Origin of the sequence: Sphingobacterium siyangense (genome assembly GCF_007830445.1) — a bacterium.
Taxonomy (GTDB): domain Bacteria; phylum Bacteroidota; class Bacteroidia; order Sphingobacteriales; family Sphingobacteriaceae; genus Sphingobacterium; species Sphingobacterium siyangense.
Map to the genome: position 1 here is coordinate 34081 of NZ_VLKR01000034.1, position 26606 is coordinate 60686.

Here is a 26606-nt window from a genome sequence, read left to right on the forward strand (position 1 = left end):
CTATGCTTATTTTTTTAGTTAGCGATTGTAAATTTGGTACTACCAGCTTTGGCAAGTACATATTGGAAAGAAAAGTAGGGTGTAGGCGAATTTGTATACCAATCCTTCGAATCGAGCAGATCTTTGTAAATGCTTTGCATTTTGATCTTAGCATAGTTTCCATTCGCCGTACGGACGACTAGGGTATGATCTTCTATAGGCCAACAAACGTGTTTTTTGTTTTCAGCACCACCGCCTTTGAACGTACCGTTAAAATCATACAGATACCAGCCCAAACCTTCTCCAAAATCACCGGAGTTATCAGTACCGTATGCTTTTTCACCTTTGCGGAACTCCGCATCTGAAGGAATATCGATTACATCTTCAAACTTTTTCTCGACAATCAGCACACCACCTTTGCCTGGACCACCTTTACCAAATCCGTTTGCTGTGTTGTTGCAGTTGATAAAGCTGCGGAATATCCCCGAAAATGACATATCCCAGCGGGCGGTACCCACGTAGTCGGATGTAACGGCTTTGTTCTGCTCTAAGCTGTAATATATTGGCGATTGCTCTGTTGTAGGTTCACTTCCCGAAGGTAGGTCTTCTCCGAAATTCTTAACCGTAATCAAGCGGTTGAACATCGTTTCCGGAGTTATGGGATCAGGTTCGGGCTCTACCACAGGGGCGCTCTTGCTACAGGCCCCCAACACAATTAAAAATGCCAATACCGGTATGAATTTTAATAGGTTACTGCGTTTCTTTATTTTCATTGTTACTAGTTTTTTGTGTTAGTCGATACTTTGTCCCTTTTCTATACATGTAGTAGGGCTGTTAGTATGTTATTTTTATTTAAATTGATTCTAAATAATAGTAAAGATAAAATCTTTTGCTGATAAAGTGTGTATGAAAATTGGTATTTAATATATTTTTTTCGGTTTTTGATTTTTGGTTAACAAAGGCAGCTGGAATTTTAACCAGCTGCTTTGCTAGTATGTTTCTTTAGACCTTCTCAATAGACCTTCTCAAACTTATATTTCAGTTTACTACTGTTTAACAAACTTTTTAAAATTGATGTTATAGGTTGCATTTCCATTAGCTGCAGTAATGCCGCCTGCTTGAATTACATAGAGCTCTTCTGCTTCGTTATTTAATTTCTCACCTTTGTACATAACGATGTAGCGATTAGCAGTAGGGTAGACAGCGTGATTGTTTGCAAAATCATAGATGATCCACGTCGGGCCTGTTACAGGAGCTCCAGCACTTGATGCGTCAATGCCTAGTTTGTCAGTCAAAGTGATGTTGACCGTTAATACCGATGCTAGTGTCAGCTTTTCAATACTCGTGTTTGCCTGATCAAAATAGCCCATTTTATAATTATCTGATGAAGTGTTTTGCAAAGTGGATCCATACATTCCCGAAAGATTGATCATACTCTTAGCTTCTTCCTGAACAGCATTTGTTTTAAAATCATAAAAAGTTTTTACGCCTGAAGGAACTGCGATTGTTGCAGTTGCAGAAACAGCTGTCTCATCACTAAGTTTTGGGTCCTCAGGCTTTTCTTCTGGTTGCTCGGTTGGCTCCTCTACCACTGCCTCATCCTTGCTACAAGAAGTAAAACCTAAACTCAATGCACATAGTAGTGCTGCTGTTGTAAATAATCTATTCATCTTTAATTTAATTGTGTAATTTTTCCTTATTATAATGTGTTTGTATTTAAATCTTTGCTGCCATCCTGCTGTACATAATATTTAAATGTATAGTACGGGGCAGGCCAATTGAGGTTGGTTACCGCCGCTGGATTTCCCTTATAGGCATTGATCAGTTGCAACTTGGCATATTTGCCATCGGGTAAGCGAATTGCATAGGTGCGATTGGGGAGCGCCTTCATAATATGGGTGCTCAAACTATAGCGAAACCAGCCATCCGAACCATCGGTTGCTGCCCAGCCAATTTTGTTTACTTCACTTTTATTAAACTCTTCATCCGAAGGGGCCACAGTGACACTCTGATAGGCTTGTCGCAGTAAAACCACAGCGGTATTATTTGCCTGGCCACCATAACCTGGATTGTATTCATGCTGGGAATTGTTCACATAGATCTCCGAATTGTAAGGACCTGTAAAGGCAATATCCCAATCTTTTGTTTTAAGCCACTGCGCAGAATCGGCTTTGGTCTTAACCCATATTTGCTTTTGGTCTTTAAAACGAAAAAGAAATATAAAAAATGGTCTTTGCTCTTTTCCTTCAGTACCTTCGCCCATGGCTGCATCGGTATCGCCAGCAAGATCTTTGATCAAGGTACTTTTGCCATCTTCTAATCCGATCGTATAGTCTTTGTCTTTCCCACAGGATACCACTGTCAATAACAATAGTGCTGAAAAAATACAACGGTCAATCTTGTGAAAGGAAAGCCAGATGCTACATTCTCCAATAATCATGCGAATCGTTCTCATCTTTTATCTTGTACTTTGTGTGCTAAATTCTTGTTCATTAGTCCTTATTATTCTTTTATCCAACGGTAGCTGACGCCGCCCATAATAACACGTCCAGGTTGCCCAAGTAAATAACGGCTTGTAAAATTGAATAGATTGTCACCGATTAGACGCAGTGTCAATCTGCGGTTCATCAGACTCTTTTCTACCGTCATATTCACCAGTGTGTGATAGGGAATAAAGATGTCATATTTGTCGATAAACTGGTTGCCATTATATTCCTGAAAAGGTGTGGCACTTCTGAAATTGACACGCGCATTGACATTGACGCCCCAGGGTTTATATTCATATTGGGCTTTTGCGTTGAACATGTGTCTCGAACGGTCCTCAATACTCCAATAATCCGATTTTTTACTCTGGCGATATTCGCCCGTAGCGGGATCGTTGATCTGGTTATAGGGATAACTTCCCTTGGCAATACTATCCAAAACACTCAGGTCTTTGGCAATCAGGTATTGATAGCCCATCGACAATTGCAGATCCTTGGTTGCCTGATAGGTCAATGAAACTTCGAAACCTTTATTCATGGCTTTGGGCAGGTTGCGGTAGCTATAGATCTGTGCTACTTTGGTCCCGTTGCCCACACTGACTGTGTTGATCTGATTGTTGATCCGATGGTAGAAGACGGAGAAATCGGCCTGAAATCTATTGGACGGACTCCAGGTAAGTCCAATATTGTTTGAAATGCTGGTTTCGGCTTTGAGGTTGCCCGCCACCAAATTCAGCATATAGCTGTTTTTATAACTCAGTTCTCCGGCTTGATCCATGGCTGCAATCACATCGGCTAGGCGCTCTGAACCGACGACCAAATAGTTGGCTGCTGGATTGAAAAAGACCTGATAGCGCATCTTATAGTCGGGAGCCTTGAATCCTGCTCCGATACCACCTTTGATCAAAAGTGTAGGACTGACATGGTATTGTAGACCCAAACTTGGACTCAGATGGCCATTGTAGACATTGGTCTGATCGTAGCGTAAGCCTAGCGTCGTTAATAAGCGGTCTACAGGTTTCCATTCGGTCTGCAAATAGGCAAATGCGCTGTTCAAAGAGCGCTTGGCATCCAGATCCTGGTTGTCCATCAGTTCAAGGCTACCACCTATACCACCGGTAAGTTTAACCTGCTGTGCGGGGCTATACGCAAATTGCTGTTCAATGCGGTGTACATTTTGACCGAATTGCTCGGCACTTGCAACAATACCTTGTTGCAGCCATTGTGCGGCAATCTGGGAATGGAAACGCGAGAAATAGTAGCGCGTCATACTGCGCAGTCCCGACTCGAAATTATGGTCGTAACTTGCCGAAAGGTTGATGTCCTGATCTTTCTGTTTATCCTGTAGTGTGGCCGACTCTGACCATGCATTGATCATTTCAGATTCTCGGGCTGCATAACGCCCTGTAACGCCCAAAGTGCCATTTTTGCTTGTACGATAACGTACTCGCCCCTGGAAACTATAGTTGGTATAGGGTGGAAATGTGGTGCTCTTGGAGTCCAGATACTGCTTGTCGGTATTAAAACCATCCGTGCGGTAGTAATTGCCCGAAAAAACGGCGCTCCCGCGTTGATTAGCAAAAGGTGTTTCTGCTTCCAACGTTGCATCAACGGTATTGAGACTGCCATAAAGAAGCGATGCCTGTGCCTGTGGTGTGATTGCACCATGGCGTGTAATGATATTGATCGCACCACCCAATGCGTCACTGCCGTATAAGCAAGAGGATGCGCCTTTGATAATTTCGATACGTTCGATGTTGGTCACCGAGATACGGGATAGGTCAAAATTACCACTGTTTCGCCCTAGCATGGGTTGTCCGTCTACAAGGACCATCACGTAGTTGCTGCTGAACCCCTGGATCTGTACACCAACAGCTCTGGAGCCCCCGGCAATATCGTTAACGATGGCGATACCCGTCTGTTCTTTTAAAACTTCATCCAGACGGCGGCTGCCCATAAGCTCAATTTCACGTTTAGTGATGACTTTAACGGGCATGGCGGCATTTTCGGCCTTAACGAGATTGTCTACAGCCTGCACTTTACCCTGTACATCAACTACATCCATCTGCCGTTCTTCAGCTTTTAACACAATGTTCAACTGCTGATTTTTGTCTTCCAAATCGATAACTTGGCGGTACTGCTGATAACCCATGGCCTGTACCTGTAATTCGTAGCGTCCCGCATAGAGCTGACTGAATTGAAACCTACCTGCAGTATCTGTTTTAAAAGCATATTTGTCCGGATAAAGATATACGGTCGCATTGGCTACGCCTTTATTGGATTCGTTTTTCAATACACCGGAGATTTTCCATTTTTCCTGTGCTTGCAGGGTATAAACCTGGCAGGCACATAAGGCGATCAGGGTGCTTGTTCGAATAGATGAGATGCTTCTAAACACTATTTTTATTTTTACTAATTCTAAATAATGTAACAAAAAACGGTAATCCGTCTGAATTTTTCTCTATGCAAAATGTCATAAATTCTATTTAATCCGTTTTTTGTGAACTGAAAAGTAGTTTATTTTAAGAGGTATAATACTGTTTAATAGTGTTTTATAGTCTTTTTTGTGTTGTAGTGTGCTATTCTAAAAGATTCGATATAATTTGTATTTAGACTGATTATTGATTTGTTTTGTACTCAAGTTGAACGGCGAGATGCGAAAACCATTCCTGGAAATCCGCTATCGCCATCATGGAGATAAAGAATTACGATGAGTAGATTTTATGTTGTTATACTGTGTTTTGTGATGCAAATCGGTGGATGGGCGACGGCACAGCAGAGAATCATTACGTTAAACAGTTCGTTGACCGAAACGATCTACGGACTGGGAGTAGGCGAGCGCATGGTCGCTACCGATGTGACAAGTATATCGCCCAAAGCGGCTGCAGCCTTGCCGAGGGTAAGCAAAAATCGGTCGGTTTCGGCCGAAGGTCTGTTATCTTTTAAACCAAGCATCGTCATTGCGAATGAAGGCGACGTATCCAAATCGGTCATTCAGCAGATTCGTGCGGCTGGTGTGAAGTTTGTCTCCATTAAACCAAACTATTCTGTTCCGGGTGCACTTCGTTACATCCAGGAGGTGGCAGATGCCGTCGGTGAATCTGCTGCCGGTAAAAATCTGGTTTCCCGCACGAAAGTAAGCTTGGATCATACCATGGAATTAGTAAAGAAGGAAAATCAGGGTAAAGCGGCGCCCAAAGTATTGTTTTTATATGCGCGTGGTACCGGTACCATGAGTGTGGCAGGTAAGGGCAGTAGCTTGGATGCGATGATTAATCTGGCTGGTGGTAAAAATGCGGTTCAGGAATTTTCGGATTTCAAACCCTATACGACGGAAGCGCTGGTGCAGGCCAATCCAGATATTGTGTTGCTATTTGATTTTGGCGCGAGTAGCCTTGGCGGTGAGGATGCTATCCTCAAATTGCCGGGCATGCGTATTACGAATGCGGGTAAAAACGACCGTATCTTGGTGATGAATGCCTCACTACTGGTAAATTTCAGTAACCGGCTGCCAGACGCAATCTTAGAATTGCACCGTGGATTTGGAAAAGTGATGGATTCAAAATAAAGCCGGTGCAAAAGAAACAGAAATTTATCCTATTGGCTTTGGGCCTGGTATTGGGTGTTGTAAGTATTGTTGCCTTGGGGCTGGGGGCCTACCATATTCCGTCCGCTGATATCTTAACGATGTTGACACAAAAGTTGCACTTGGGGAGTGTCGAAGCTGTGCGCAATATGCAAGGAGATGTTCTTTTTGAGATTCGTATGCCGCGTCTTTTGCTTGGACTTTTGGTGGGTGCAGCACTTGGTATATCGGGTGCTGCGATCCAGGGTATATTCCGCAACCCCTTAGCGGAACCCGGATTGATCGGGATTTCTTCTGGAGCATCCCTTTTTGCAGTACTGATCATTGCCTTTGAGACTTTTCTCTTCACCTCTTTAGCGGCCTGGATTGGATACTATATATTGGCTTTTGGTGCTTTTGTGGGCGCTGGTTTAACCGCTTTTTTGGTTTACCGTATCGCCAGTAAAAATGGTCGCCCAAATGTGACGACGATGTTGTTGGCGGGTATTGCCATCAATGCCTTTGCTGGTGCGCTGACGGGTTTGATGACTTATATGTCGACGGAGCAACAGTTACGTACCATCACTTTTTGGATGCTGGGCAGTCTTGGCGGGGCTACTTGGGATAACCTAAGGGCGTTGGCTCCCTTTATTTTGATCCCGATGCTGATCTTGCCTTTTTTTGGAAAGTCATTGAACGCTTTTTCACTCGGGGAGTTGCAGGCAGATCTTTTGGGTATGCGTACTGATCGCGTCAAACGCTGGGTGGTTGTCTTATCCACGCTTGCTGTGGGAGCATCCGTTGCGGTGTCGGGTATTATTGGTTTTGTGGGATTGATTGTTCCACATACAGTTCGCCTGATGGGTGGGGCGGATCACCGATTTGTGCTTCCTGGTTCATTGCTATTAGGGGCACTGGTGTTGACATTGGCAGACGTGATTGCCCGGGTCGCCGTGGCACCCATCGAATTGCCCATTGGCGTGATTACAGCTTTACTGGGTACACCGGTATTCTTGTATATTTTAATCAAAGATAAATAGTCTTTTGGTAGAGGCTTAAAAAATAATCGCATTATGCTACGTGTAGAGAAGATCAACTACGAAGTGAACGGACGAAAGCTCCTGAAGGATATTACCTTTCAGGTGCGCAAAGGGGAAATTCTGGCAATCCTAGGAGCCAATGGCGCGGGTAAATCGACGCTGATGGGGGTGCTTTGTGGTGAAAAAAAGCCGGATTCGGGAGCTATTCATCTCAATGGCAAGGCACTGTCGGCATACGAGCCTGCGGCTTTGGCCAAATGCAGGGCTTTACTGAGTCAACAGCAGCAGATGACATTGAGTTTTAATGTAGAAGAAATTGTGCTGATGGGACGGTATCCGCATTATAAGAATAGTCCGAAACAACAGGACTATAAGATCGTGTCCGAAACCATGGAACTTTGTGGGGTATCTGCTTTTGCTGAACGGGATTTTTTGAGCCTGTCTGGTGGTGAACAGCAGCGTGTTCATCTTGCACGGATCTTGGCGCAGATATGGGATAATCCGGATGCCTTGTTGTTGCTGGATGAACCGATTTCAGCATTGGATCTGCACTATCAGCAGAAAGTACTGGCCATTGCACGGGCACTTGCCCGAAAAGGATTTATGGTGGTGCTGATTGTGCACGACGTCAATTTTGCCGCCATGTATGCCGATCGTATTCTGATGCTCAAAAATGGCCGAAAGCTCTTTCATGGTACCCCGGTGGAGGTATTGGCCCAAAAGGAGATCTATACCATCTTTTCGGTCGAGTCCAATGTCATTATGAATCCAAGAACATTGAAACCCTATGTTCAGTTGGAGGAAATGGATATTGACTTGGATTAACTGTGTTATTTAGAAAGGTTATAAATAATTTTAGAATACCATCTTATTTCGTTAATTTTAACTGCTTCAGGCTTATTTAGGATTTGTAATCATGTTGGTGAAAAGTAAAATAGTAGAGTTGGCAGATTGGCTTTTTGAAGAAGAAATTCCGGATGGCTATGTTCCCGACAAACCTTTGGTCGAAAATAGGATATCCATATCCAAAGATCCTGTCCATATGGAGAATTTTCAGCTATCGACTTCAGGATTGTTTATCTTGCATTCGAAAATGCAGTTTGATCGGCCAGTGCAGGTGCTTACGGAGATCGAAGGCGAGACCATAACCAGCCAGTTTATCTTTTTTAAGCCGACAGATAGCAAATTGCCTTACGGTATGAGCCGGCATAATATACGCTACATTCCTTCGGTCAAATCCATTCATGAAGTGGAACCTGGTATTGAATACACGTATTTTATAGCCGTTATTTCCAAAGAGTATTACCTCAATCTGATCAAACGCGATTCGTTATTGCATCAGCAATTTGTGCATGAGATCGAAAAGGGAGAGTATGTGTCATTTTCGGAGGAGGATCTGATGGCAACCTACGAGATGCAGCATACCATAACTGAGCTGATTGAATCTAAAAAGAAAGGAGAGATCCGTCGATTACATACCGAGTCACGTGTTGTTGAACTATTGATGTATCAGTTCGAGCAATATAACGAGAAGACCGAAAGCAGCGATTCACTCTTTCATGAGGAGGATGTGCAAAGGTTGGAGATGGCACGGCAGATTCTTGAACAGCGTATTGCCAATCCACCAACGCAAAAAGAACTGGCAGCAGAGGTGCTGACGAGTGAAAGTAAACTACGTAAGGACTTTAAGGAATATTTTTCAGTGACCATTCACGACTACCTCACACGGGTGCGTATGGAAAAAGCCAAAAGTTATCTGCTCGAAGATAAAATGACGGTTTATGAGGTGGCCCTGTTGACGGGCTATGGTCATCAGAATAATTTTAGCAGTGCATTTAAAAAATATTATGGGATCTCGCCTGGAGAGCTCAAGATGTAATATAAGCTGGGCCTTGGATTAGTTTTTTCTGATCGGGAAGATGTGATCGTCCGAAATAGCATAGCTTTGATATAGGGAAGACAGGTCGTTACTGTCTAATCCCGTAAAAGTACTAAAAGCGGGAAGGATAATCTGATGATCAGATACGAGAAAACAAGGTAGGCGAACCTGTCGTTTCGGTGGAATAACCAAGCTTATACCCGGATGGATATGCCCACTAATCCGAAAAGAAGATGAATCTGCTGCATCAGCGGGATGGTGTTTAAACTGAATCTGTTGCGTTTCAAGAATTTCCTTGTGATGCACTATACCGAAACGGGCGGTCATTTGTTGTGATAAGCGGTCGTGATTGCCTTTGACAAGATGAAGCTGGAGCTCCGGGTGTCGTTGTCTGAATGATTCCAACAAAAGTACTTCCTGATTGATGCCTGCGTGAATAAGATCGCCAACAACGATGACTTGTTTGGCTTGATAGTGCGCTATGAGGGATTCCAGTCGATTGAGGTCGGTTATGGCTATATCCATGGGGATGGCAATGCCATGCCTCCTGAAATGTGCCGCTTTGCCAAGATGCAGGTCGGACAAGATCAATGTTTTTTGGTCTTTCCAGTATATAGATCGTTGTGTGTTAAGGGTTAATTCCTGTTTATTGAAGGTAATTGTTTGTTCTCCGATTTTCATTTTCTGCGCTTCTTTTTTTGAACATTGGTCTTTTCCATGCGTTGAATCTGTTCAATCAAGGCTTCGCTCGACAGCGATTGCCGGAGGCTATCCACTTTTATCGGAAAGCTCAATGGCGTATACTCTTCGACAAAGGTATAGCGTATTTTGCTATGATTGATCCTTTCGAATGCTTTTATTAATCGATGTTCTTCCAGTTGCTGGTTGAACACTTCGGAAAAAGCCTGTTTGAGCAAAAGGTTGGTGGGATCGTGTTCCATCAGTACGCGGAAAATAATTCCTGAGGAGGCCTGCAATGATTTGTTGTTTTGCTGTGTGCCTGGGTAGTTCTGGACAACCAGTCCCGAAATGACGGCGATATCCCTAAATTTGCGACTGGCCATCTCTGCAGCGTTTATACTGCTGATCACATCATCCATCAAATTGGTCCGGCTCAAGAGCTGTTCGAGCTGCATTTGGCTGAGCTGGATCTCTTTGTCAGAATAGAGTTCGAAGCCATAGTCATTCATCGCCATGGAAAAGCTGATGGGATATAACTTGCTGATGCGGTAGGCGATAAGCGCTGCCATGACCTCATGGATCAATCTGCCTTCCAAGGGGTAGAAAAACAAATGATGGCCTTCTCTGGTTTTGATATGTTCGACGAGAAATTCGGCCTCGCTCGGCACGGCCGAAAGTTCGGCCTGTTTTTCGATCAGTGGTGCCAGGAAATGAAGCTCTTTTTCACTTGAAGGAGCTTCTGTTGCCGCAGCCAATTTTTTTCTAAGGAAATGGCTCAAGTTGGACGATAAGGGAAGTCTGCCACCAAGCCAGCTTGGAGTAATGGCTTTACCCGACGAGTTTCTTACGAATACGGTCATTTCCTTGATCATCACAAGTTCGAGTATCCGCCCCGCAAGAATAAAGCGTTCGCCTTTTTTAAGTTTGCTGATAAAGTATTCTTCGATCATGCCGATGTAACCACCGGAGAGAAACTTCACGCGCATCATGGCATCACCGACAATGGAACCGATATTGAGCCTGTGGAGCAGTGCAAGACGACGGTTTTTGATGATCCATTTACCTTCTTCATCTTGGATAACCTTGTGAAATTCTTCGTAGCGTTTGCCTATTTTTCCACCTGCGGTAATAAAATACATGCACCATTGCCATTCTTCCGTATCCATGTAGCGAAAGGCATGGGTATTGGCGACGATTGCATGCAGTTCTTCCGAACGAAATCCTCCGCCCAAGGCGATGGTTACCATGAATTGAACAAGCACATCGAAAGTCTGAACCATGGGATCCCGGTTTTCGATCGTCTGCGTTTTTACGGCCTCTTTAAGGGCGGCGACTTCGATGAGCTCCAGGGAGTGCGTGGGGACAAAATAAATCGTAGAGGTTTCGAAAGGGCTATGTCCGCTTCTTCCAGCGCGTTGCATAAACCGGGCTACACCTTTACTCGAGCCAACCTGTATGACTGTATCAACGGGTTTGAAATCTACCCCTAGGTCCAAGGAAGAGGTCGATACAACTGCTTTAAGTTTGCCGCTGCTGAGATTGTCTTCGATCCATTCGCGGATATGGGCATCAATGGAGCTGTGGTGTAAGGCGATTTGTCCGGCAAAATCGGGGTGAGCCTCCAGTAACAATTGGTACCACATTTCACTTTGACTACGCGTGTTGGTAAAGACGATCGTGCTTTTACTTGCTAGTATAATCGGGACGACCTGATCAACGAGTTTGCCACCGAGGTGCCCTGCCCAAGGAAGGAGCTCCACTGTGCTGGGGAATATCGGTTTGATGGCAATTTTCTTTTTCTCCTTGGCAACGATCTGTATACGTTTTGCAGCTTGTGGAAGCAACACTTCCATGGCTTCATCAAGGTTACCGATGGTCGCTGTGATACCCCAAATGCGCAGGTTTTTCGTATACGATTTCAGAAAGGAAAGTACCAGCTCGACCATCACGCCCCGTTTGTTGCCCATAAGTTCATGCCACTCATCTACCGTCACACATCGCAGATTTTTAAAATATTTGTCGCGTTGTTTTTGAGCAAGCAGTAGGTGCAGGCTTTCTGGAGTAACGAGCAAAACGTCGGGCATGGAACGGGTTTGCTGCGCTTTAATCTTGGGGTCGGTGTCGCCGTTACGGACCTGTACGATCCAGTCGAGTCCAATTTCGTCTATTGCTGTTTGCATGGCCCGCGCAAGATCTTTGGCCAGGGAGCGCAGGGGTGTGATCCAAAGCAGCTTTAGCCCCTTATGGTATTGCTCTGGATGATTGAGGAAGTCCATTAGTACCGCCATAAAAAGGGAAAAGGTTTTTCCGAAACCCGTAGGGGCAATAACCAGTCCGCTATATCCCTGGGCATACTTTTCCCAGGCCTTGGTCTGAAAGCTAAAGGGGACCTTTCCTTGGGTTTCGAAATAGCCGTTGACAATTCGAAACCCTTCACTATGTGCTAACGTTGTGTTCAATATCTATTGTTTCTATTTTTTACTGTATCAATTTCTTAATCGCTTCAAGATCGTCTATCTCCGCTGCTGTTTTGTCTTTTCGCCAGCGCAATATCCGTGGAAAACGCAGTGCAATACCCGATTTGTGCCTTTTGCTGTATCCTATGCCTTCAAAAGCAATCTCAAAAACAAGCTCCGGTTTGACCGTTCTTACAGGGCCGAATTTTTCCAGTGAGTTTTGTTTTACAAAGCGGCTCACCTCCAGAATTTCTTGATCTGTAAGCCCCGAATAGGCTTTGGCAATTGTTACAAGCTGATCACCGTCCCGTACTGCAAAAGTATAATCAGTATAATGTGCACTGCGACGGCCACTTCCTTTCTGTGCATAAATGAGTACGGCATCAATGCTCATGGGGTTGACTTTCCATTTCCACCAGCCACCCTTTTTGCGTCCTGTATAATAGGGCGAGTCTTTCTTTTTCAGCATCAGTCCCTCGCTGTTTAGCGTACGGGATGTTGCCTGGATATGCTGGAGCGCGGACCAGTCCGCTGCATGTATCAAAAGTGACAGCTGTAATGCACCTGGAGGGTTTGCTGCATAGCATTGCTCCAGCAGCGCACGTCTATAGGTCACGGGCTCATTGCGCAGATCGATGCCGTTCAGTTCCAGGATATCATATAGATAGACGGAAATAGGCACTTCTTCACGCAGTGATTTGGGGATGGTCTTTCGGTTGATCCGTTTTTGCAGCTCGGAAAAGTTCAGCACACGGCCATCTTTGACAGCGAGGATCTCACCATCGAGCACAAAATTTCCTTTCCACTGATTGAGAGCTTCGGTAATTTCGGGGAACTGTGTGGTTACGAGTTCCTCGCCGCGAGACCAAATATGTATCTCGTCTTCGCGCTTGATAAGTTGGCCACGTATACCGTCCCATTTGTATTCCGCTTGCCATTCCGTTATCGGGCCAAGTTCTTCGGGTGTTTTTTCTAAAGGATAAGCAAGGCAGAAGGGATAAGGTTTGGAGCGGTTGGTGTTGCTGTAAGCACCTTTGACTAGTTTGTCGAATTCAACCTCATGTGGATTCCATTGCCCCATAATACTATGTGCCACGGCGCTCGCTTCGGTGTTCGCATAATGTGCGATGGTGTTGATTAGTCCTTTGGCGGAAATACCGAGCCGGAAGCTGCCGCCGAGAAGCTTGTTGAAAATAAAGCGCTCCACTGTGTTTAATGTATTCCAGGAACGGAGCACAAAAACTTTCTTTTCCATTATGGTGGCATCCTGGAGGGCGATGATCTCGTCCATCCATTCGCTCAGACTTTTTTCGATCAGCATTGCGGGCGGTGGTAGCAGTAGGGACAGGGTCTCGGCGAGATCGCCGACAGCGGCATAAGATTCGATAAATAGCCATTCTGGGATTCCTGTAATTTCTAAAGTCCATATTTTGAGGTCCTTTATTGCGATGCTGCGTTTGGGCCTTTTACCTGTCATCAGGGCCAGGAACCAGATTTTGTCTTTTTCTGTAGCCGTTCTGAAAAAGTCCAATATAGCCTCTTTTTTTAAATTGGTCTTGTTGCTGCTATCAAGAGCATTGATCAATGTGGCAAATTCTTTCATAGGCTATCTAAGTTGTCTGGGTTTGCGGATCCTCTTCATCACCATAGTGTGTTGTCACTTCTTCGGCTTCAACGCCGATTTCATTGAGGTATTTGGCGAATGTCGCCGTCTGTCCATGAGTGACATATACTTTTTCGGCGGCACTGCCACGGACAGCCTGTAGCAGACCTGTCCAGTCGGCGTGATCACTGATCGCAAAGCCAGCGTCGGCACTACGCCACCGTCGCGCCCCCCGGATCTGCATCCAACCCGAGCAGATCGCATAAGCTACATGTGGTATTTTTTGAAGCAGTTGGCTTTCCAGCAAGGCTGGTGGAAGCAGAACAATCTGATTGTCTAGTTGTTTGAGGTCCGATTTTAAGTCGGCAATGTGATAGTCCGGCAATTTTATTCCCGCCATACTGTAGGCTTCATTTAATTTGGCAATGCTGTAATGGACATAAACAGGACCTATTTCATGAACAGCGTTGAGGATACGTTGTGATTTTCCAAGTGAATACCCGATAAAAACGGACGTTTTTTTGTTGCTTTGGTTGGTTTTAATCCAAGCTTGTAGTCGTTCATTTTGTGCTTCTACAGATTCCCAACGGTAAATTGGGAGGCCAAATGTACTTTCTGTAATAAGTTCATGGCACTTTATGGGTTCAAAGGGTGTAGACAAGCCATCGTCCTGAATCTTGTAATCGCCCGTAAAAACGACAACTTTACCTTTATACTCCAGGCGTATCTGGGCGGAACCAATAATATGCCCCGCGGGGTGTAGTGATACCCGGACGCCATTGATACATATCGCTTCGTTGTAGGCTAGACCCTGAACCTGAATGTCTGGACCTATGCGGCTTCGTAGGATATTGACCGTAAAATGATGGCAGAGGTATTTCTTCATTCCCACATGGGCATGGTCTGCATGTCCATGGGAGATAACGGCCAGATCTACAGGTTGCCATGGATCGAGATAAAACTTGCCCGGAACGCAATAAATACCTTTTGATGTAAAACGTATCATATCTCATTAAAACAGGCTTCTGTACGCTAAAGTTTTACTTATTTGTCGCGTTTTCAATTTAGCGCTGCGATTGCTTATTTATATTGGGGGTATTCAGTTAATTTTTTTAGATTTGTTAACCTTGATGCTAAGTTTTAATACACTATGATATTAATTGTCGATGATAATCCGGATAATATTTACTCTTTACAAAAATTGCTGGAATCCAAAAATTTTAAAGTTGATACCGCTCAATCTGGCGAAGAAGCATTAAAAAAGATCTTAAAATATAATTACGCACTCATTATATTAGATGTGCAGATGCCGGATATGGATGGCTTTGAAGTTGCTGAAAATATTGCCGGATTTAGCAAAACGAAGGAGACACCGATTATATTTTTGTCGGCAGTGAATACCGACAAGCGCTTTATCACAAAGGGATATGATTCGGGTGGATTGGATTATGTGACCAAACCGGTTGATCCAGATATTCTCCTGTTGAAGGTCAAGACATTTTATCGTTTATATGAGCAAACGCAGGCGCTGAAAGACGTTCAACAAACGTTGGAACTTGAGGTAGAACGGCGCAAGCAGGCACAGAAAGAGCTCCGGTCCAAAGTGGATTACCTGCATACTCTTTTAGAGTCCTTGCCTCAAATTGCATTCACCTGTGATAACAGGGGGAATATTGATTTTGTCAATGGTCGTTGGTTTCAGTTTTCGGACAATGCCACTATTTTTCCGCAAACCTATCCGGGAGATCGGTCTATTGCGGCCGAGCTCCATGCGAGTCTTCAGTCGGGCAAACCACTGGAGATGGAGGTTCGCTTGAAAAAGAGCATTTGTGGTGAATATTCGTACCAATTGTTGCGGGTATGGCCAATCTTAGAAAATAGTGAAAGCAACTGGGTAGGGACCTTTACCGATATTGACGCCCAGAAGCGGGCGGAAAAAGAGAAAGATGAATTTTTGAGTATCGCCAGTCACGAGTTGAAAACCCCTTTGACGAGCATTAAGGCCTATATGCAATTGCTGGACCGCAAGCTTAAGCTTGAGGAAGAGAGTGCTGAAGCAAAGTATGTGAACCGCGTTCAGGGGCAGGTTGATAAACTCAATAGTTTAATTAGTGATCTCCTCGATCTATCAAAGATCGATAACGGCAAGCTCTTGATCAATAAGAAGGTGTTTTCACTCGAGCATATGATCAAGAGCGCCATTGATTCGATTATTCAAACACACGATCAGAGCAATATGGTACTTTATCGCCAGGGAGATATTGGCGATTTGCTGATTTATGGCGATGAGATTCGTCTTGAGCAGGTTTTGGTTAATTTTCTAACAAATGCATATAAATATGCTGCGGGAACAGAGAAGGTCATCGTTGATTGCACCCTCGTTGAGGATGCTGTGAAAATCAGTGTGATTGATTTTGGCATAGGGATACCTGTGGAGAAGCAAGCCGATGTTTTTGAGAAATTTTACCGCGTGGAGGAAACGTCGTTTGATTTTCAGGGACTGGGCATAGGTTTATATATCTGTGCCGAAATTATCCGTAGTCACCAGGGTACGATCGCTGTAGAAAGTTCGGGTGAGCAAGGGACCACCTTCTATTTTACTTTACCACTAAATTTACCTGTAGATGCCAAATAATAAGACAATCAATAATTTAACGATTGGCATAGGCTTTTCTTTAATTATTCTGCTAATCAGTTCTACAGCATCCTATCTAGGTATTCAAGAACAGAATAGACACCGTCAGGAACTTGCTGTTACACGCAAAATTATCAGTATGTCGAATAGCCTGCTTAGCTCATTGCAAGGAGCAGAGACGGGTAATAGAGGTTTTCTTCTGACAGGCAAGGAAAATTACCTGGAACCCTTTAATATGGCACTTAAAAGCCTTCCTGGAGAATTGCAGGAAGTAGAAGCGCTGACCAAGATGGATCCCGTACAAAAAGTTCGGGTTGACAGCCTATTGACTGCAGCGCAATGGCGTTTAGCTATTTTAAAGGAGTCTATTGATATTAAAAGAAAGGGAGGCGTTGTCAGTTTAGCACATTTGGATGAAAGTAAGATGGCTATGGATAAGTGTCGCGCGATTATTAAGGCTATTATTCATTATGAGGACGATAGTATTGACAAGAAGTCGGCTAATCTGGACAATTCTTCGTTTATTACAACCTTGTTTATTATCATCAGTGCGCTGCTTTCTCTTTTTATTACATCCTATTTTTATTTTAGATTACGTGCTGACTTCTTGAAACGTTCAGCCCTTGAAAAATCATTACGTGAGAAGGATGAAGGTATTTCTAGACGACTAAATTTGGTCCAAAAGATTACTAATCGTATAGCATTGGGGGATTATGATGTCAAGGCTGAGGAGATTGAAGATGACGATTTGGGCGCAATTGCCAAATCGGTCAATAGAATGTCCAAATCATTAAAGAAATCATTTGATCAGCTAACGGATAACGATTGGCTTCATGCAGGTTATGCTAAACTCTATACGGGATTGGTGGGAAATAAGAGTGAAGATATTATTGCTGCGGACTCCATTAAGAGTCTTGTCGGCTATACGGAATCAGTTAGTGGTGCAATCTATATTTTTAATGATGAGAAGCTGCAACTATCAGGTACATATGGCTTGGATATGCAGACTCAAAAGTATTTTCTGCCAGGAGAAGGTTATATCGGGCAAGTATTTTTGGATCGCGAGCCCAAGGCACTACATAATCTAAATGCTAAGGATTATGTAGTCAGTTTTGCCAATGGAAAGATCGGTGTGCAGCATATCCTTTTTTTACCAATGCTGGTTGATGGTCAGGTGCTGGGTGTATTGGAAATTGGCCAAATGGAGCCTTTTACAGTATTAGAGCATACATTTTTGACAGAATGTGCTCGACAGATTGGTGTCGCCCTTGTCTCAGCAAAGGGAAGGGCAAAGATTCAAGCCCTGTTGGAAGAGACTCAGGTACAGTCTGAAGAGTTGTTGACGCAGCATGCCGAGCTTGAAAGCCTGAATACGGAATTGGAGGCGCAGACATTGCGTTTGCAGTCATCAGAGGAAGAGCTCAAAGTGCAACACGAGGAACTGATGCAATCCAATCAGGAATTAGAGGAACGCTCGCGATTGCTTGAAGATAAAAATTTAATGATTGCCGAACGGAATCAGGAAATTCAACATAAAGCCGAAGAGTTGGCGTTGAGTACTAAATATAAATCCGAGTTTTTGGCTAATATGTCCCATGAACTCCGTACACCGCTCAATTCGATATTACTTCTATCACGTTTGCTATCGGAGAATGTAGAGAAAAACTTAAATTCAGATCAGATTGAATCGGCTAAAGTCATTCAAAGTTCAGGAACGAGTTTGTTAACGTTGATCGATGAAATTCTGGATCTTTCAAAAATTGAATCGGGCAAGATGACTTTGGATTATGCGTCGTTGGATCTGCATGATATTTTGTCGGATTTGAATAGTTTGTTTTTGCCGATTGTACAGGAAAAAGGTTTGCTGCTAAAGACGAATATCAGCGATAAGGTCAACCGGAGATTTCAGGGAGATCGGCTTCGCATCGATCAGGTACTCCGTAATTTGATTTCAAATGCGATTAAATTTACCAAAGAGGGCGAAATACGTCTGGAAATCTATGAAGATCCAAGCGATAGCGATCGATTGGTGTTCGCTGTAGTCGATTCGGGCATTGGTATACCACTTGAAAAGCAAAAGATTATTTTTGAAGCCTTTCAACAAGCTGATGGTTCAACAAGGCGGAAGTTTGGCGGTACTGGATTGGGGCTTTCCATTAGCCGCGAGATCGCGCGCTTACTCGGTGGAGAAATCCGGTTGGAAAGCGAAGTAGGCAAAGGCAGTACGTTTTTGTTCATTATACCGAAGTCTAAAGTTGAAGTCAAAGAGATATTGACCAAGGAGCAGCAATTGGTTGAGGAGATATCTTCGGAAGTCGAAGAGGTCATTGAGATTGTTAAAGAAGATACCTATAATCCGGTCACGATTAGGATCCCAGAGGAGATTCCAGATGATCGGGATACAGTTGTAGAAGGGGATAAGGTGATTTTGATTGTGGAGGATGACATTAATTTTGCCAAGGCACTCTTGAAGTATACCCATACGCAAAACTATAAAGGTGTAGTTGTAGTTCGTGGTGACCATGCACTCCCAGCCGCCGAAAAATATCATCCCGTTGCTGTTTTGCTCGATATTCAATTGCCAATTATGGATGGATGGGCTGTCATGGATCAATTGAAGGGCAATAAGGCTACGCGGCATATTCCGGTTCATATTATGTCTTCGCTTGAGGTGAAGAAAGAAAGTTTATTAAAAGGAGCGATCGATTTCATTAATAAGCCTGTTGCGTTAGAACAAATGACTTCGGTATTCCAAAGAATTGAATCGGCGTTAAGCCGTTCGCCGAAGAAGGTGCTTATTGTTGAAGAAAACCCGAAGCATGCAAGTGCATTATCTTATTTCTTAAGTAGTTTTAATATATCACTTGAAGTAAAAGATAATGTAGAGGATAGCATTACAGCTTTACGTACAGCGGATGTGGACTGTGTGATTTTGGACATGGGAGTACCTGATGAAATGGGCTACCATACGTTGGAAGCAATCAAACAACATGAAGGACTGGAGAACTTGCCGATCATTATCTTTACAGGCAAGAATCTGTCCAAGGCTGAAGAGTTGAAGATTAAAAAATATGCAGACTCAGTTGTTGTAAAGACGGCTCATTCCTATCAACGGATTCTGGATGAGGTAGGCCTGTTTCTTCATTTGATTGAGGTTAATAATTCAGACGACGCTAGGAGGAAGAACAATGGGCTTGGAGCTCTGACTGACGTATTGAAGGGCAAGAAGGTTCTTGTCGCGGATGATGACGTTAGGAATATCTTCTCGATGACCAAAGCATTGGAGAAATTTCAAGTGAAGGTAATTCCCGCGATGGATGGTAAAGAAGCGTTAGAAGTATTGATGTCCGGAGAACCCATTGATATCGTATTGATGGATATGATGATGCCTGAGATGGATGGTTATGAGACGATTAAGAATATCAGGCAACATGCGGACTATGCTAGATTGCCAATTATCGCTGTTACGGCGAAGTCGATGATCGGGGATCGTGAAAAGTGTATTCAGGCAGGAGCTTCGGATTATATCTCGAAGCCGGTGGATATCGACCAACTCTTGTCTTTGTTGCGTGTGTGGTTATATGAAAATTGAGGACAACTGATATATGGATCAGCATAAGGTAATATTAATTGTGGACGACGATCAACGCAATATTTTTGCATTGCGTTTGACGTTGAAAGCTAAGGGATATCAGGTTTTGAGCAGCACAAGTGCGAGCGAGGCTATGGAGATCTTGGAGGGGAATAAAGGCGTGGCGTTGATATTGATGGATATGATGATGCCTGAAATTGATGGCTATGAGGCGATTCAGCTAATTCGCAATTCGAGTTTTACAGGCAAAATTCCGGTTATTGCCGTGACGGCTCAAGCGATGAGTGGAGACCGGGAGAAATGCTTGGAAGCTGGAGCCCAGTCGTATGTCTCGAAGCCGATTGATGTCGATAAATTGATGGGTGAAATTGAACGGTTAATCTAAATGTTGGGCTATAGTATCATAAAAGACCATGAAATAGATATTTTACTTGAAGATATCTATCGAGACTACGGGTATGATTTTTTGCAGTATAGCCGTGCCTCGATGAAGAGGCGGATTAATCGGCTTATGACGAATGACCGTTTGGCAAGCTTTGCTGAACTTCGCTTTGTATTAAAGGACAATCCTGCATTTTTGCAGCACTTTGTAGAAGAGATTACCGTTAACCTAACCGAAATGTTTCGGGATCCCGTATTCTTTCGTCAGCTACGGGAGGAAATTCTACCACAATTGGGCACATACCCGTTAATCCGTGTTTGGATTGCTGGTTGCTCCACAGGAGAGGAAGCTTACTCGATGTCCATTTTGCTAAAAGAGGCCAATTTGTACCACAAATCATTGATATATGCGACGGATATTAATCCACGGGTACTTGATATTGCCCGGAATGGTGTATATCCATTGAGCCAGATAAAATCTTTCTCTGAAAATTATATAGAATCTGGAGGAAAACAGGATTTTTCGAAATATTATACAGCAAATTATGAATGGGCGAAATTCAATGCCGACCTAAAGCAAAAAATGATTTTATCTACCCATAATCTGGTATCTGATACCTCATTTAATAGCTTTCAATTAATCCTTTGTCGCAATGTCTTGATCTATTTTAATAAGGACTTGCAGGAGCGTGTCTTTAAATTATTCGACGCGAGTCTAGAAAATTTAGGATATTTGGCATTAGGTAGTAAAGAAACCATACGATTTTCAGGTATTCAGCATAACTTTACACCTGTAGGGGATCAAAAAATTTGGAAAAAAATTTATACCTTATAGGAGTTTGCAGGCAGGCGTGAATCTTTTTGTGTCTGATGTAAAACAATGAGGGTATACATAAACTATTTTATATGAGTAAAGCAAAAACGGTATTGATATTTGAGGACGATACCATTATTTTGGAGGTTATAACAGTTGTTTTGACAGATTTGGGCTTTCACGTTGAAGTTTCGGAAACTTCACATGATATTATCCAAAAGGTGGAATCTGCAGAGCCTGACCTTATCTTAATGGATAATTGGATTCCAAACATAGGTGGTGTTGAAGCGACTAGATTGCTCAAATCAGATAAGCGTTTTAGCCATATTCCTGTAATTTACGTTTCGGCAAACAACGATATTCAATCCCTAGCAGATCGTGCCGGAGCGGATGATTTTTTATCTAAACCTTTTGATTTGGAAGATTTGGAAAATATTGTCAATAAATATATTGTATAGATCAATTGTAAAGGTTGGACTTCCGTACTGCGCATGTCAGTTTCTTGCGGGTTAGTTTAGCCGATGGTAGAATGTGTTGGCCTATGTCAGCGGTGACTAGGTTGTAGTCTATTATATAAATATAAATTTGGTATCAAAGTATTTTGATTGTACTACCAGGTATTTAAGCCTTCCTGTAAGATATTATTATAGGTTTCCACGTTGAACTTATAGAGGTCGGGAGCTTTATGGGCCCCGCCTTTCCGTTGCTCGTCAAGTTTTTGAAGGATGCCCATATTTTTCATTTTACGATAAAAATTGCCTCGATTAAGTTTTTTACCAAGTACTGTTTCATAGAGCCCTTGCAAGTCGGACAGTGTAAACTTGTCTGGTAGTAAATTGTATCCTATTGGTTTGTAAGAAAGCCGTTCGCGAAGAGTCCGAAGAGCCTTGCTGATGATTTTGCGGTGGTCCATGGTGATATTGAGTTCAGTGATGTCCTTAAAGTCGATCCACTGGCAGGTCTCACTTAAGGAATCAGGTTGAGGAACCACATGTTTGTAATTTACCAGCGCGTAGTAACCAATTGAAATAAAACGCTGTTTGTTCCACAATGTGTCTGGGTAATCCGCAAAGGATTGCTGGCTGCGCTGTGGGTTTCCAAATACAGCAAATTCTTCCAAGAAGATATCCTTTACACCCGAGCGTTCATAAAGTACGCGTTTGACCGCTTCGTCAGTATCTTCCTCTTTCCCTACATAGCCTCCAGGAAGAAACCACTCTTTATTGTAGTTCATTTTTAGCAAAAGGATTCTCAAAGAACCTTGGTCGAAGCCAAAGACGACGGTGTCTACAGAAATGTGAGGTAGAAATTTTTCATAACTCTCTGCCGATGCGTTAATAATCTGTGTTCTGAAATCCATGTACTTTCTGTCTTTGGGTTAATATTACAAAAAAATATCCCAATGGGAGGAAAGTTGGTTGATAAAGTCGAACAAATCCTTGTGTCAAAAATTACATTAGGGGCTCTCTTGTTAAATCAATATATTGATATCTAGCTGTTTGTGTTATTTTATTGATTTTATTTTGTATTTGAATAAAAAGGTTGTAAAATTGTATTGCTTCATAATGAAGCAATATAAGTAACTGATTATAACGTATCAAGCCAAATGTTTTTATTGCCAATAAGGCGAACGTTTTTACTACGAACTCATTTATTAAAATAACAGATTATATGAACGCAAGGAAACTACTATTCGCTTCATCTTTCAGTCTATTTTTAACGTTTTCGGCACAAGGCCAGGTTTATCAAAAGATTGAGAATAAATACGGTCCTGTCTTGGGTTATTCGACAACTTCAGGAGTGAAGATCCTAAGCATCGCTGGAAATAAATTTAAGGATCTCAATCGAAATGGGAAATTAGATCGTTATGAAGACTGGCGTTTGACACCAGAAGAGCGCGCCAAAGATCTCGCCTCAAAATTATCTGTTGATCAGATTGCTGGACTTATGTTATACAGCAGACACCAAGCTTTACCAGCACCCGCCTTTGGATTTATGGCAGGCACCTATCAAGGCAAAAACTATCAGGAAGGTATTGTTTCACCTTGGGCCCTGACCGATCAGCAGCGCGAATTTCTGGAGAAGGATGGGCTTAGGCATGTCCTATTAACAGCAGTAGAAGATCCGGAAACCGCTGCCCGCTGGAATAATGAGTTGCAGGGTTTTGTGGAAGGGTTGGGATGGGGTATTCCGGCGAATAATAGTTCCGATCCACGTCATAATGCTGTTGTCAGTGCAGAGTTCAATGCGGGGGCAGGGGGGCAAATTTCGATGTGGCCGGATGGACTTGCGATGGCGGCGACATTCGATCCAGCTATCGTCAAACGTTTTGGGCAAGTGGCGGCTTCAGAATATCGATCATTGGGCATCACGACGGCATTATCGCCACAGATAGATTTGGGTACCGAGCCGCGTTGGTACCGCATTGGTATGACTTTCGGAGAGAGCCCCGAGTTGACCACAGCCATGGCTAGAGCTTATATCGATGGCTTTCAGACGTCGAGTGGAAAAGACGAAATTGCCTTAGGCTGGGGGTATAAGAGTGTTAATGCTATGGTGAAACATTGGCCCAGTGGAGGGCCTGAGGAAGGTGGTCGGGACGGCCATTGGGCTATTGGAAAGTTTGCGGTATATCCAGGTGATAATCTGAAGCAACATATTATTCCATTTGTCAATGGAGCTTTTCAGTTGACAGGAAAGACGAGCAAAGCTGCCGCAGTTATGCCCTATTATACGATTTCTTTTGGTCAAGACGAGAAGAATGGTGAAAATGTGGGAAATGGTTATAGCAAATATTTGCTTACCGACTTGTTGCGCGGCACCTACGGTTATGATGGTGTGATCTGTTCGGACTGGTTGATTACGGGAGATGAAGCGCCTAAACCAGATGGATTTGCAGGTAAACCCTGGGGGGTAGAACAGCTGTCGGTGGCAGAGCGTCATTATAAAGCATTGATGGCAGGTGTAGATCAATTTGGAGGCAATAACGATAAGGCTCCTGTTTTGATAGCCTATGAACTGGGCGTGAAAGAGCACGGACAGAAATTTATGAGACAACGATTTGAGGCTTCCGCTAGAAGGCTTCTGTTAAATATTTTCCGGGTAGGACTCTTTGAAAATCCATATTTGGATGTCGAGGAAAGTCGCGCCACTGTCGGTAATCCGCTCCATATGAAGGAGGGCTACGACGCACAGGTAAAGTCCATTATTTTACTAAAGAATAGTGATCAGCAATTGCCTATTCTTGGACGGAAGAAAGTTTATGTTCCGAAGATGTATAGTGCAGCAATGAAAGATTGGTGGGGAAACTATACACAGGCACGATTGGAATACCCCCTCAACATTGATCTCTTGCGAAAATATGCCGATGTAACCGATAACCCCAATGAAGCTGACCTTGCAATCGTGTTTGTACGGAGCCCGATCAGTGCAGAAGGTGGGTATAGCGCAAGGGATCGCAGGAATGGTGGAAATGGCTATGTTCCCATTTCCTTGCAATATGGCACTTATACAGCCTCAAACGCAAGAGCGGAGAGTATTGCTGCAGGTGATCCAGTAATCGATCCATCGATTAAGAATAGATCTTATAAGAATAAAATGGTGACTGCTGCTAATGTGATGGATCTTCAGACGATATTGGATACGAAGGATATGATGAAAGATAAACCAGTTCTGGTTGCTGTAACTGCCAACAAGCCGATGGTATTTGCCGAGTTTGAAAAGGATGTATCTGGTATTGTCTTGAATTTTGGCGTATCGACACAGGCTGTATTGGATGTTATGTTTGGAAAGTATGAACCATCTGGTCTATTACCGGTTCAAATGCCAGCGAATATGGCTACAGTAGAGAAGCAAGCAGAGGATGTGCCCTTTGATATGGAGGTATATGTTGATCAAGCCGGACATGCTTACGATTTTGGTTATGGTTTGAACTGGTCGGGTGTAATTAAAGATGAGCGCATGCGCGAGTTTGTTAAGAAATAGGTTTAATCCATAAATACCATGTAAGTCACCATCATAGTTTCAGTTCATTTAGATGGTCCTGGGGTCAATCAGCGCCAGATAATTAGAAATTACTTTTGATAAGGTCGAAGCATTTGCTCGGCCTTATCTATTTTTATATATTTAAATTATTATTAACCTAAAATATAACCATATGAATGTTATTTTAATTGTCATACTCGCCTTCGTTGCTTTTCTTTTGTATGGTCAATTTAAAAATGAGAAAGGGTAAAAGCCCTAGCTTATTTTCATCTTCAAGCTCGACTGCCATATCGACGAAATTTTAATAAATCTTAACTTTTGAAACCATATAGTGTATAAAAAGAAAAGCCCCTTTGCTTTAAACAAAGGAGCTTTTAAGTACGCCAATCAGGATTCGAACCTGAGACCGTCGGTTTAGAAAACCGATGCTCTATCCAGCTGAGCTATTGGCGCGTCGCTTTCGGTAATGCAAAAGTAGACATTTGTGTTATATTTCCAAAATATCGCTAACTTTTTTTTGTGGTTTTTCAATAACTGATTGCTTTTCAATAAGATTATTTTATTGATCTAGGTCAAACAAAATGAATAAAACTGCTGTTACCTTTGTGTTGTTAAACAAATAGAAAAAACATAAAATTATGGCACAAGGAAAATGGGAACTAGACGCTGCACATAGCGAGATAGAATTCAAAGTTAAACACATGATGATTACGAACGTTAAAGGAAACTTTGACGGTTTTAAAATAGATGTTGATGCCGATGGCGAAGATTTTAAAAATGCCCTAGCGAAAGTTGTTATTGACACTGCGTCCATCAATACGCGTAATGAACAACGGGATGGACATCTAAAAAGTCCAGACTTTTTTGATGTGGAAAAATATCCCACCATTACTTTTGAGGCAACGAGTTTAGAAAATGAACAAATTAAGGGAAATTTGACTATTCGTGATGTCACTAGACCGGTCGTTTTTGATTTAGAATTTGCAGGTATCCAAAAAGACCCTTGGGGAAATACCAAAGCTGGTTTTATTGTAGAGGGCAAAATCAAACGTTCAGAATTTGGCCTTAATTGGAATGCTGCATTGGAAACAGGAGGGGTAATGGTGAGCGACGATGTAAAATTTAGTGCTGATATTCAGTTTATAAAAGCTCAATAAGCATAATATATAAAATAAAATTTGGTAGGAGAGTGAAAATTCGTACTTTTGTCGCGGAGAGTTGGCAGAGTGGTCGAATGCGGCGGTCTTGAAAACCGTTAACTGTCACAGGTTCGGGGGTTCGAATCCCTCACTCTCCGCCAGGTGCAATTTTAAAATTTTTAAAAAGCACTAAAAAATAGATAAATCCTGCAAAATCAATTATTTGCAGGATTTTTTTGTTTATGGGAATTGCTGAAATTTTCAAAAACACTCATAATTTTTGTGGCACATTCGTGGCACATTGAGTTTCTGCAAAAATGTGCCACAAAATGCCACATTGACAACTGGAAAAATCTTTGGTTCGACATTTATAAC

General features: G+C 42.9%; 20 protein-coding genes and 2 tRNA genes. 12 read left to right on the forward strand and 10 right to left on the reverse strand.

What is annotated here, in order from left to right; translation table 11 throughout:
- Positions 1–14 precede the first annotated feature (14 nt).
- The 4 genes from IQ31_RS22535 to IQ31_RS22550 all read right to left on the reverse strand — a co-directional run bounded on the left by IQ31_RS22535 (position 15) and on the right by IQ31_RS22550 (position 4860).
- Entirely contained in the window at positions 15–752 is a 738-nt protein-coding gene (locus IQ31_RS22535; protein WP_145330210.1) for an HmuY family protein, read from the reverse strand.
- 273 nt (positions 753–1025) lie between these two features.
- A complete protein-coding gene (locus IQ31_RS22540) occupies positions 1026–1649 on the reverse strand; it encodes a hypothetical protein (RefSeq protein ID WP_145330212.1) in 624 nt (207 codons plus the stop codon).
- 29 nt (positions 1650–1678) lie between these two features.
- Positions 1679–2434: an HmuY family protein gene (locus IQ31_RS22545; protein ID WP_244294561.1), complete on the reverse strand. Its 756-nt coding sequence runs from the start codon at positions 2432–2434 to the stop codon at positions 1679–1681.
- Positions 2435–2481: 47 nt separating this feature from the next.
- A complete protein-coding gene (locus IQ31_RS22550) occupies positions 2482–4860 on the reverse strand; it encodes a TonB-dependent receptor (protein WP_244294562.1) in 2379 nt (792 codons plus the stop codon).
- Positions 4861–5172: 312 nt separating this feature from the next.
- On the opposite strand from IQ31_RS22550, the gene IQ31_RS22555 reads away from it, so the two are divergent.
- The 4 genes from IQ31_RS22555 (at position 5173) to IQ31_RS22570 (ending at position 8946) form a co-directional block, all read left to right on the forward strand.
- Positions 5173–6030 carry a heme/hemin ABC transporter substrate-binding protein gene (locus IQ31_RS22555; protein WP_145330214.1) on the forward strand — a complete coding sequence of 286 codons (858 nt, stop codon included), beginning with the start codon at positions 5173–5175 and terminating at the stop codon, positions 6028–6030.
- A gap of 5 nt (positions 6031–6035) precedes the next feature.
- On the forward strand, positions 6036–7067 hold the full coding sequence (locus IQ31_RS22560; protein ID WP_145330216.1) for a FecCD family ABC transporter permease: 1032 nt from the start codon (positions 6036–6038) through the stop codon (positions 7065–7067).
- A 33-nt stretch (positions 7068–7100) separates the two neighbouring features.
- Positions 7101–7892, forward strand: a complete 792-nt coding sequence (locus IQ31_RS22565; protein WP_145330218.1) for a heme ABC transporter ATP-binding protein — start codon at positions 7101–7103, stop codon at positions 7890–7892.
- 91 nt (positions 7893–7983) lie between these two features.
- On the forward strand, positions 7984–8946 hold the full coding sequence (locus IQ31_RS22570) for a helix-turn-helix transcriptional regulator (RefSeq protein WP_075992433.1): 963 nt from the start codon (positions 7984–7986) through the stop codon (positions 8944–8946).
- Between the two features lie 18 nt (positions 8947–8964).
- On the opposite strand, the gene pdeM is transcribed toward IQ31_RS22570, so the two are convergent.
- The 4 genes from pdeM to IQ31_RS22590 are packed head-to-tail and all read right to left on the reverse strand — an operon-like array spanning position 8965 to position 14692.
- The gene (gene pdeM, locus IQ31_RS22575) at positions 8965–9627 is read right to left on the reverse strand and encodes a ligase-associated DNA damage response endonuclease PdeM (RefSeq protein WP_145330220.1); all 663 of its coding nucleotides are present in this window, start codon (positions 9625–9627) and stop codon (positions 8965–8967) included.
- Positions 9624–12086, reverse strand: a complete 2463-nt coding sequence (locus tag IQ31_RS22580) for a ligase-associated DNA damage response DEXH box helicase (protein ID WP_145330222.1) — start codon at positions 12084–12086, stop codon at positions 9624–9626. Before IQ31_RS22580 ends, pdeM begins: the two co-directional genes overlap by 4 nt.
- A gap of 19 nt (positions 12087–12105) precedes the next feature.
- Complete coding sequence (locus IQ31_RS22585) at positions 12106–13686, reverse strand: ATP-dependent DNA ligase (protein WP_145330224.1); 1581 nt, start codon at positions 13684–13686, stop codon at positions 12106–12108.
- A gap of 7 nt (positions 13687–13693) precedes the next feature.
- Positions 13694–14692, reverse strand: a complete 999-nt coding sequence (locus IQ31_RS22590) for a ligase-associated DNA damage response exonuclease (protein ID WP_145330226.1) — start codon at positions 14690–14692, stop codon at positions 13694–13696.
- Between the two features lie 144 nt (positions 14693–14836).
- Here IQ31_RS22590 and IQ31_RS22595 point away from each other — a divergent pair, with 144 nt between their 5' ends.
- The 5 genes from IQ31_RS22595 (at position 14837) to IQ31_RS22615 (ending at position 21566) form a co-directional block, all read left to right on the forward strand.
- The gene (locus IQ31_RS22595) at positions 14837–16321 is read left to right on the forward strand and encodes a hybrid sensor histidine kinase/response regulator (RefSeq protein WP_145330228.1); all 1485 of its coding nucleotides are present in this window, start codon (positions 14837–14839) and stop codon (positions 16319–16321) included.
- Positions 16311–19913, forward strand: a complete 3603-nt coding sequence (locus IQ31_RS22600) for a response regulator (protein WP_145330230.1) — start codon at positions 16311–16313, stop codon at positions 19911–19913. Before IQ31_RS22595 ends, IQ31_RS22600 begins: the two co-directional genes overlap by 11 nt.
- Before the next feature lie 13 nt (positions 19914–19926).
- The gene (locus tag IQ31_RS22605; RefSeq protein WP_145330232.1) at positions 19927–20298 is read left to right on the forward strand and encodes a response regulator; all 372 of its coding nucleotides are present in this window, start codon (positions 19927–19929) and stop codon (positions 20296–20298) included.
- Entirely contained in the window at positions 20299–21129 is an 831-nt protein-coding gene (locus IQ31_RS22610; protein ID WP_145330234.1) for a CheR family methyltransferase, read from the forward strand.
- 71 nt (positions 21130–21200) lie between these two features.
- A complete protein-coding gene (locus tag IQ31_RS22615; protein WP_075992441.1) occupies positions 21201–21566 on the forward strand; it encodes a response regulator in 366 nt (121 codons plus the stop codon).
- Between the two features lie 152 nt (positions 21567–21718).
- Here the strand turns inward: IQ31_RS22615 and IQ31_RS22620 are convergent, their stop codons facing one another.
- Positions 21719–22468, reverse strand: coding sequence for an NUDIX hydrolase (locus tag IQ31_RS22620; protein ID WP_145330236.1), 750 nt, complete (start codon positions 22466–22468; stop codon positions 21719–21721).
- 311 nt (positions 22469–22779) lie between these two features.
- Here IQ31_RS22620 and IQ31_RS22625 point away from each other — a divergent pair, with 311 nt between their 5' ends.
- On the forward strand, positions 22780–25092 hold the full coding sequence (locus IQ31_RS22625; RefSeq protein ID WP_145330238.1) for a glycoside hydrolase family 3 protein: 2313 nt from the start codon (positions 22780–22782) through the stop codon (positions 25090–25092).
- A gap of 379 nt (positions 25093–25471) precedes the next feature.
- Here the strand turns inward: IQ31_RS22625 and IQ31_RS22630 are convergent.
- Positions 25472–25545 (reverse strand) — tRNA-Arg (locus tag IQ31_RS22630).
- 185 nt (positions 25546–25730) lie between these two features.
- Between IQ31_RS22630 and IQ31_RS22635 the strand changes: the two genes are divergently transcribed.
- Positions 25731–26249: a YceI family protein gene (locus tag IQ31_RS22635; protein WP_075992444.1), complete on the forward strand. Its 519-nt coding sequence runs from the start codon at positions 25731–25733 to the stop codon at positions 26247–26249.
- Positions 26250–26304: 55 nt separating this feature from the next.
- Positions 26305–26392, forward strand: a tRNA-Ser gene (locus IQ31_RS22640).
- Positions 26393–26606: the final 214 nt, after the last annotated feature.

Bases quoted from the DNA above. Each gene is read 5' to 3' on its own strand.
- IQ31_RS22535 (WP_145330210.1), bottom strand. From the start codon at position 752: ATGAAAATAAAGAAACGCAGTAACCTATTAAAATTCATACCGGTATTG.
- IQ31_RS22540 (WP_145330212.1), bottom strand. From the start codon at position 1,649: ATGAATAGATTATTTACAACAGCAGCACTACTATGTGCATTGAGTTTA.
- IQ31_RS22545 (WP_244294561.1), bottom strand. From the start codon at position 2,434: ATGAGAACGATTCGCATGATTATTGGAGAATGTAGCATCTGGCTTTCC.
- IQ31_RS22555 (WP_145330214.1), top strand. From the start codon at position 5,173: ATGAGTAGATTTTATGTTGTTATACTGTGTTTTGTGATGCAAATCGGT.
- IQ31_RS22565 (WP_145330218.1), top strand. From the start codon at position 7,101: ATGCTACGTGTAGAGAAGATCAACTACGAAGTGAACGGACGAAAGCTC.
- IQ31_RS22570 (WP_075992433.1), top strand. From the start codon at position 7,984: ATGTTGGTGAAAAGTAAAATAGTAGAGTTGGCAGATTGGCTTTTTGAA.
- pdeM (WP_145330220.1), bottom strand. From the start codon at position 9,627: ATGAAAATCGGAGAACAAACAATTACCTTCAATAAACAGGAATTAACC.
- IQ31_RS22585 (WP_145330224.1), bottom strand. From the start codon at position 13,686: ATGAAAGAATTTGCCACATTGATCAATGCTCTTGATAGCAGCAACAAG.
- IQ31_RS22590 (WP_145330226.1), bottom strand. From the start codon at position 14,692: ATGATACGTTTTACATCAAAAGGTATTTATTGCGTTCCGGGCAAGTTT.
- IQ31_RS22595 (WP_145330228.1), top strand. From the start codon at position 14,837: ATGATATTAATTGTCGATGATAATCCGGATAATATTTACTCTTTACAA.
- IQ31_RS22600 (WP_145330230.1), top strand. From the start codon at position 16,311: ATGCCAAATAATAAGACAATCAATAATTTAACGATTGGCATAGGCTTT.
- IQ31_RS22605 (WP_145330232.1), top strand. From the start codon at position 19,927: ATGGATCAGCATAAGGTAATATTAATTGTGGACGACGATCAACGCAAT.
- IQ31_RS22610 (WP_145330234.1), top strand. From the start codon at position 20,299: ATGTTGGGCTATAGTATCATAAAAGACCATGAAATAGATATTTTACTT.
- IQ31_RS22615 (WP_075992441.1), top strand. From the start codon at position 21,201: ATGAGTAAAGCAAAAACGGTATTGATATTTGAGGACGATACCATTATT.
- IQ31_RS22620 (WP_145330236.1), bottom strand. From the start codon at position 22,468: ATGGATTTCAGAACACAGATTATTAACGCATCGGCAGAGAGTTATGAA.
- IQ31_RS22625 (WP_145330238.1), top strand. From the start codon at position 22,780: ATGAACGCAAGGAAACTACTATTCGCTTCATCTTTCAGTCTATTTTTA.
- IQ31_RS22635 (WP_075992444.1), top strand. From the start codon at position 25,731: ATGGCACAAGGAAAATGGGAACTAGACGCTGCACATAGCGAGATAGAA.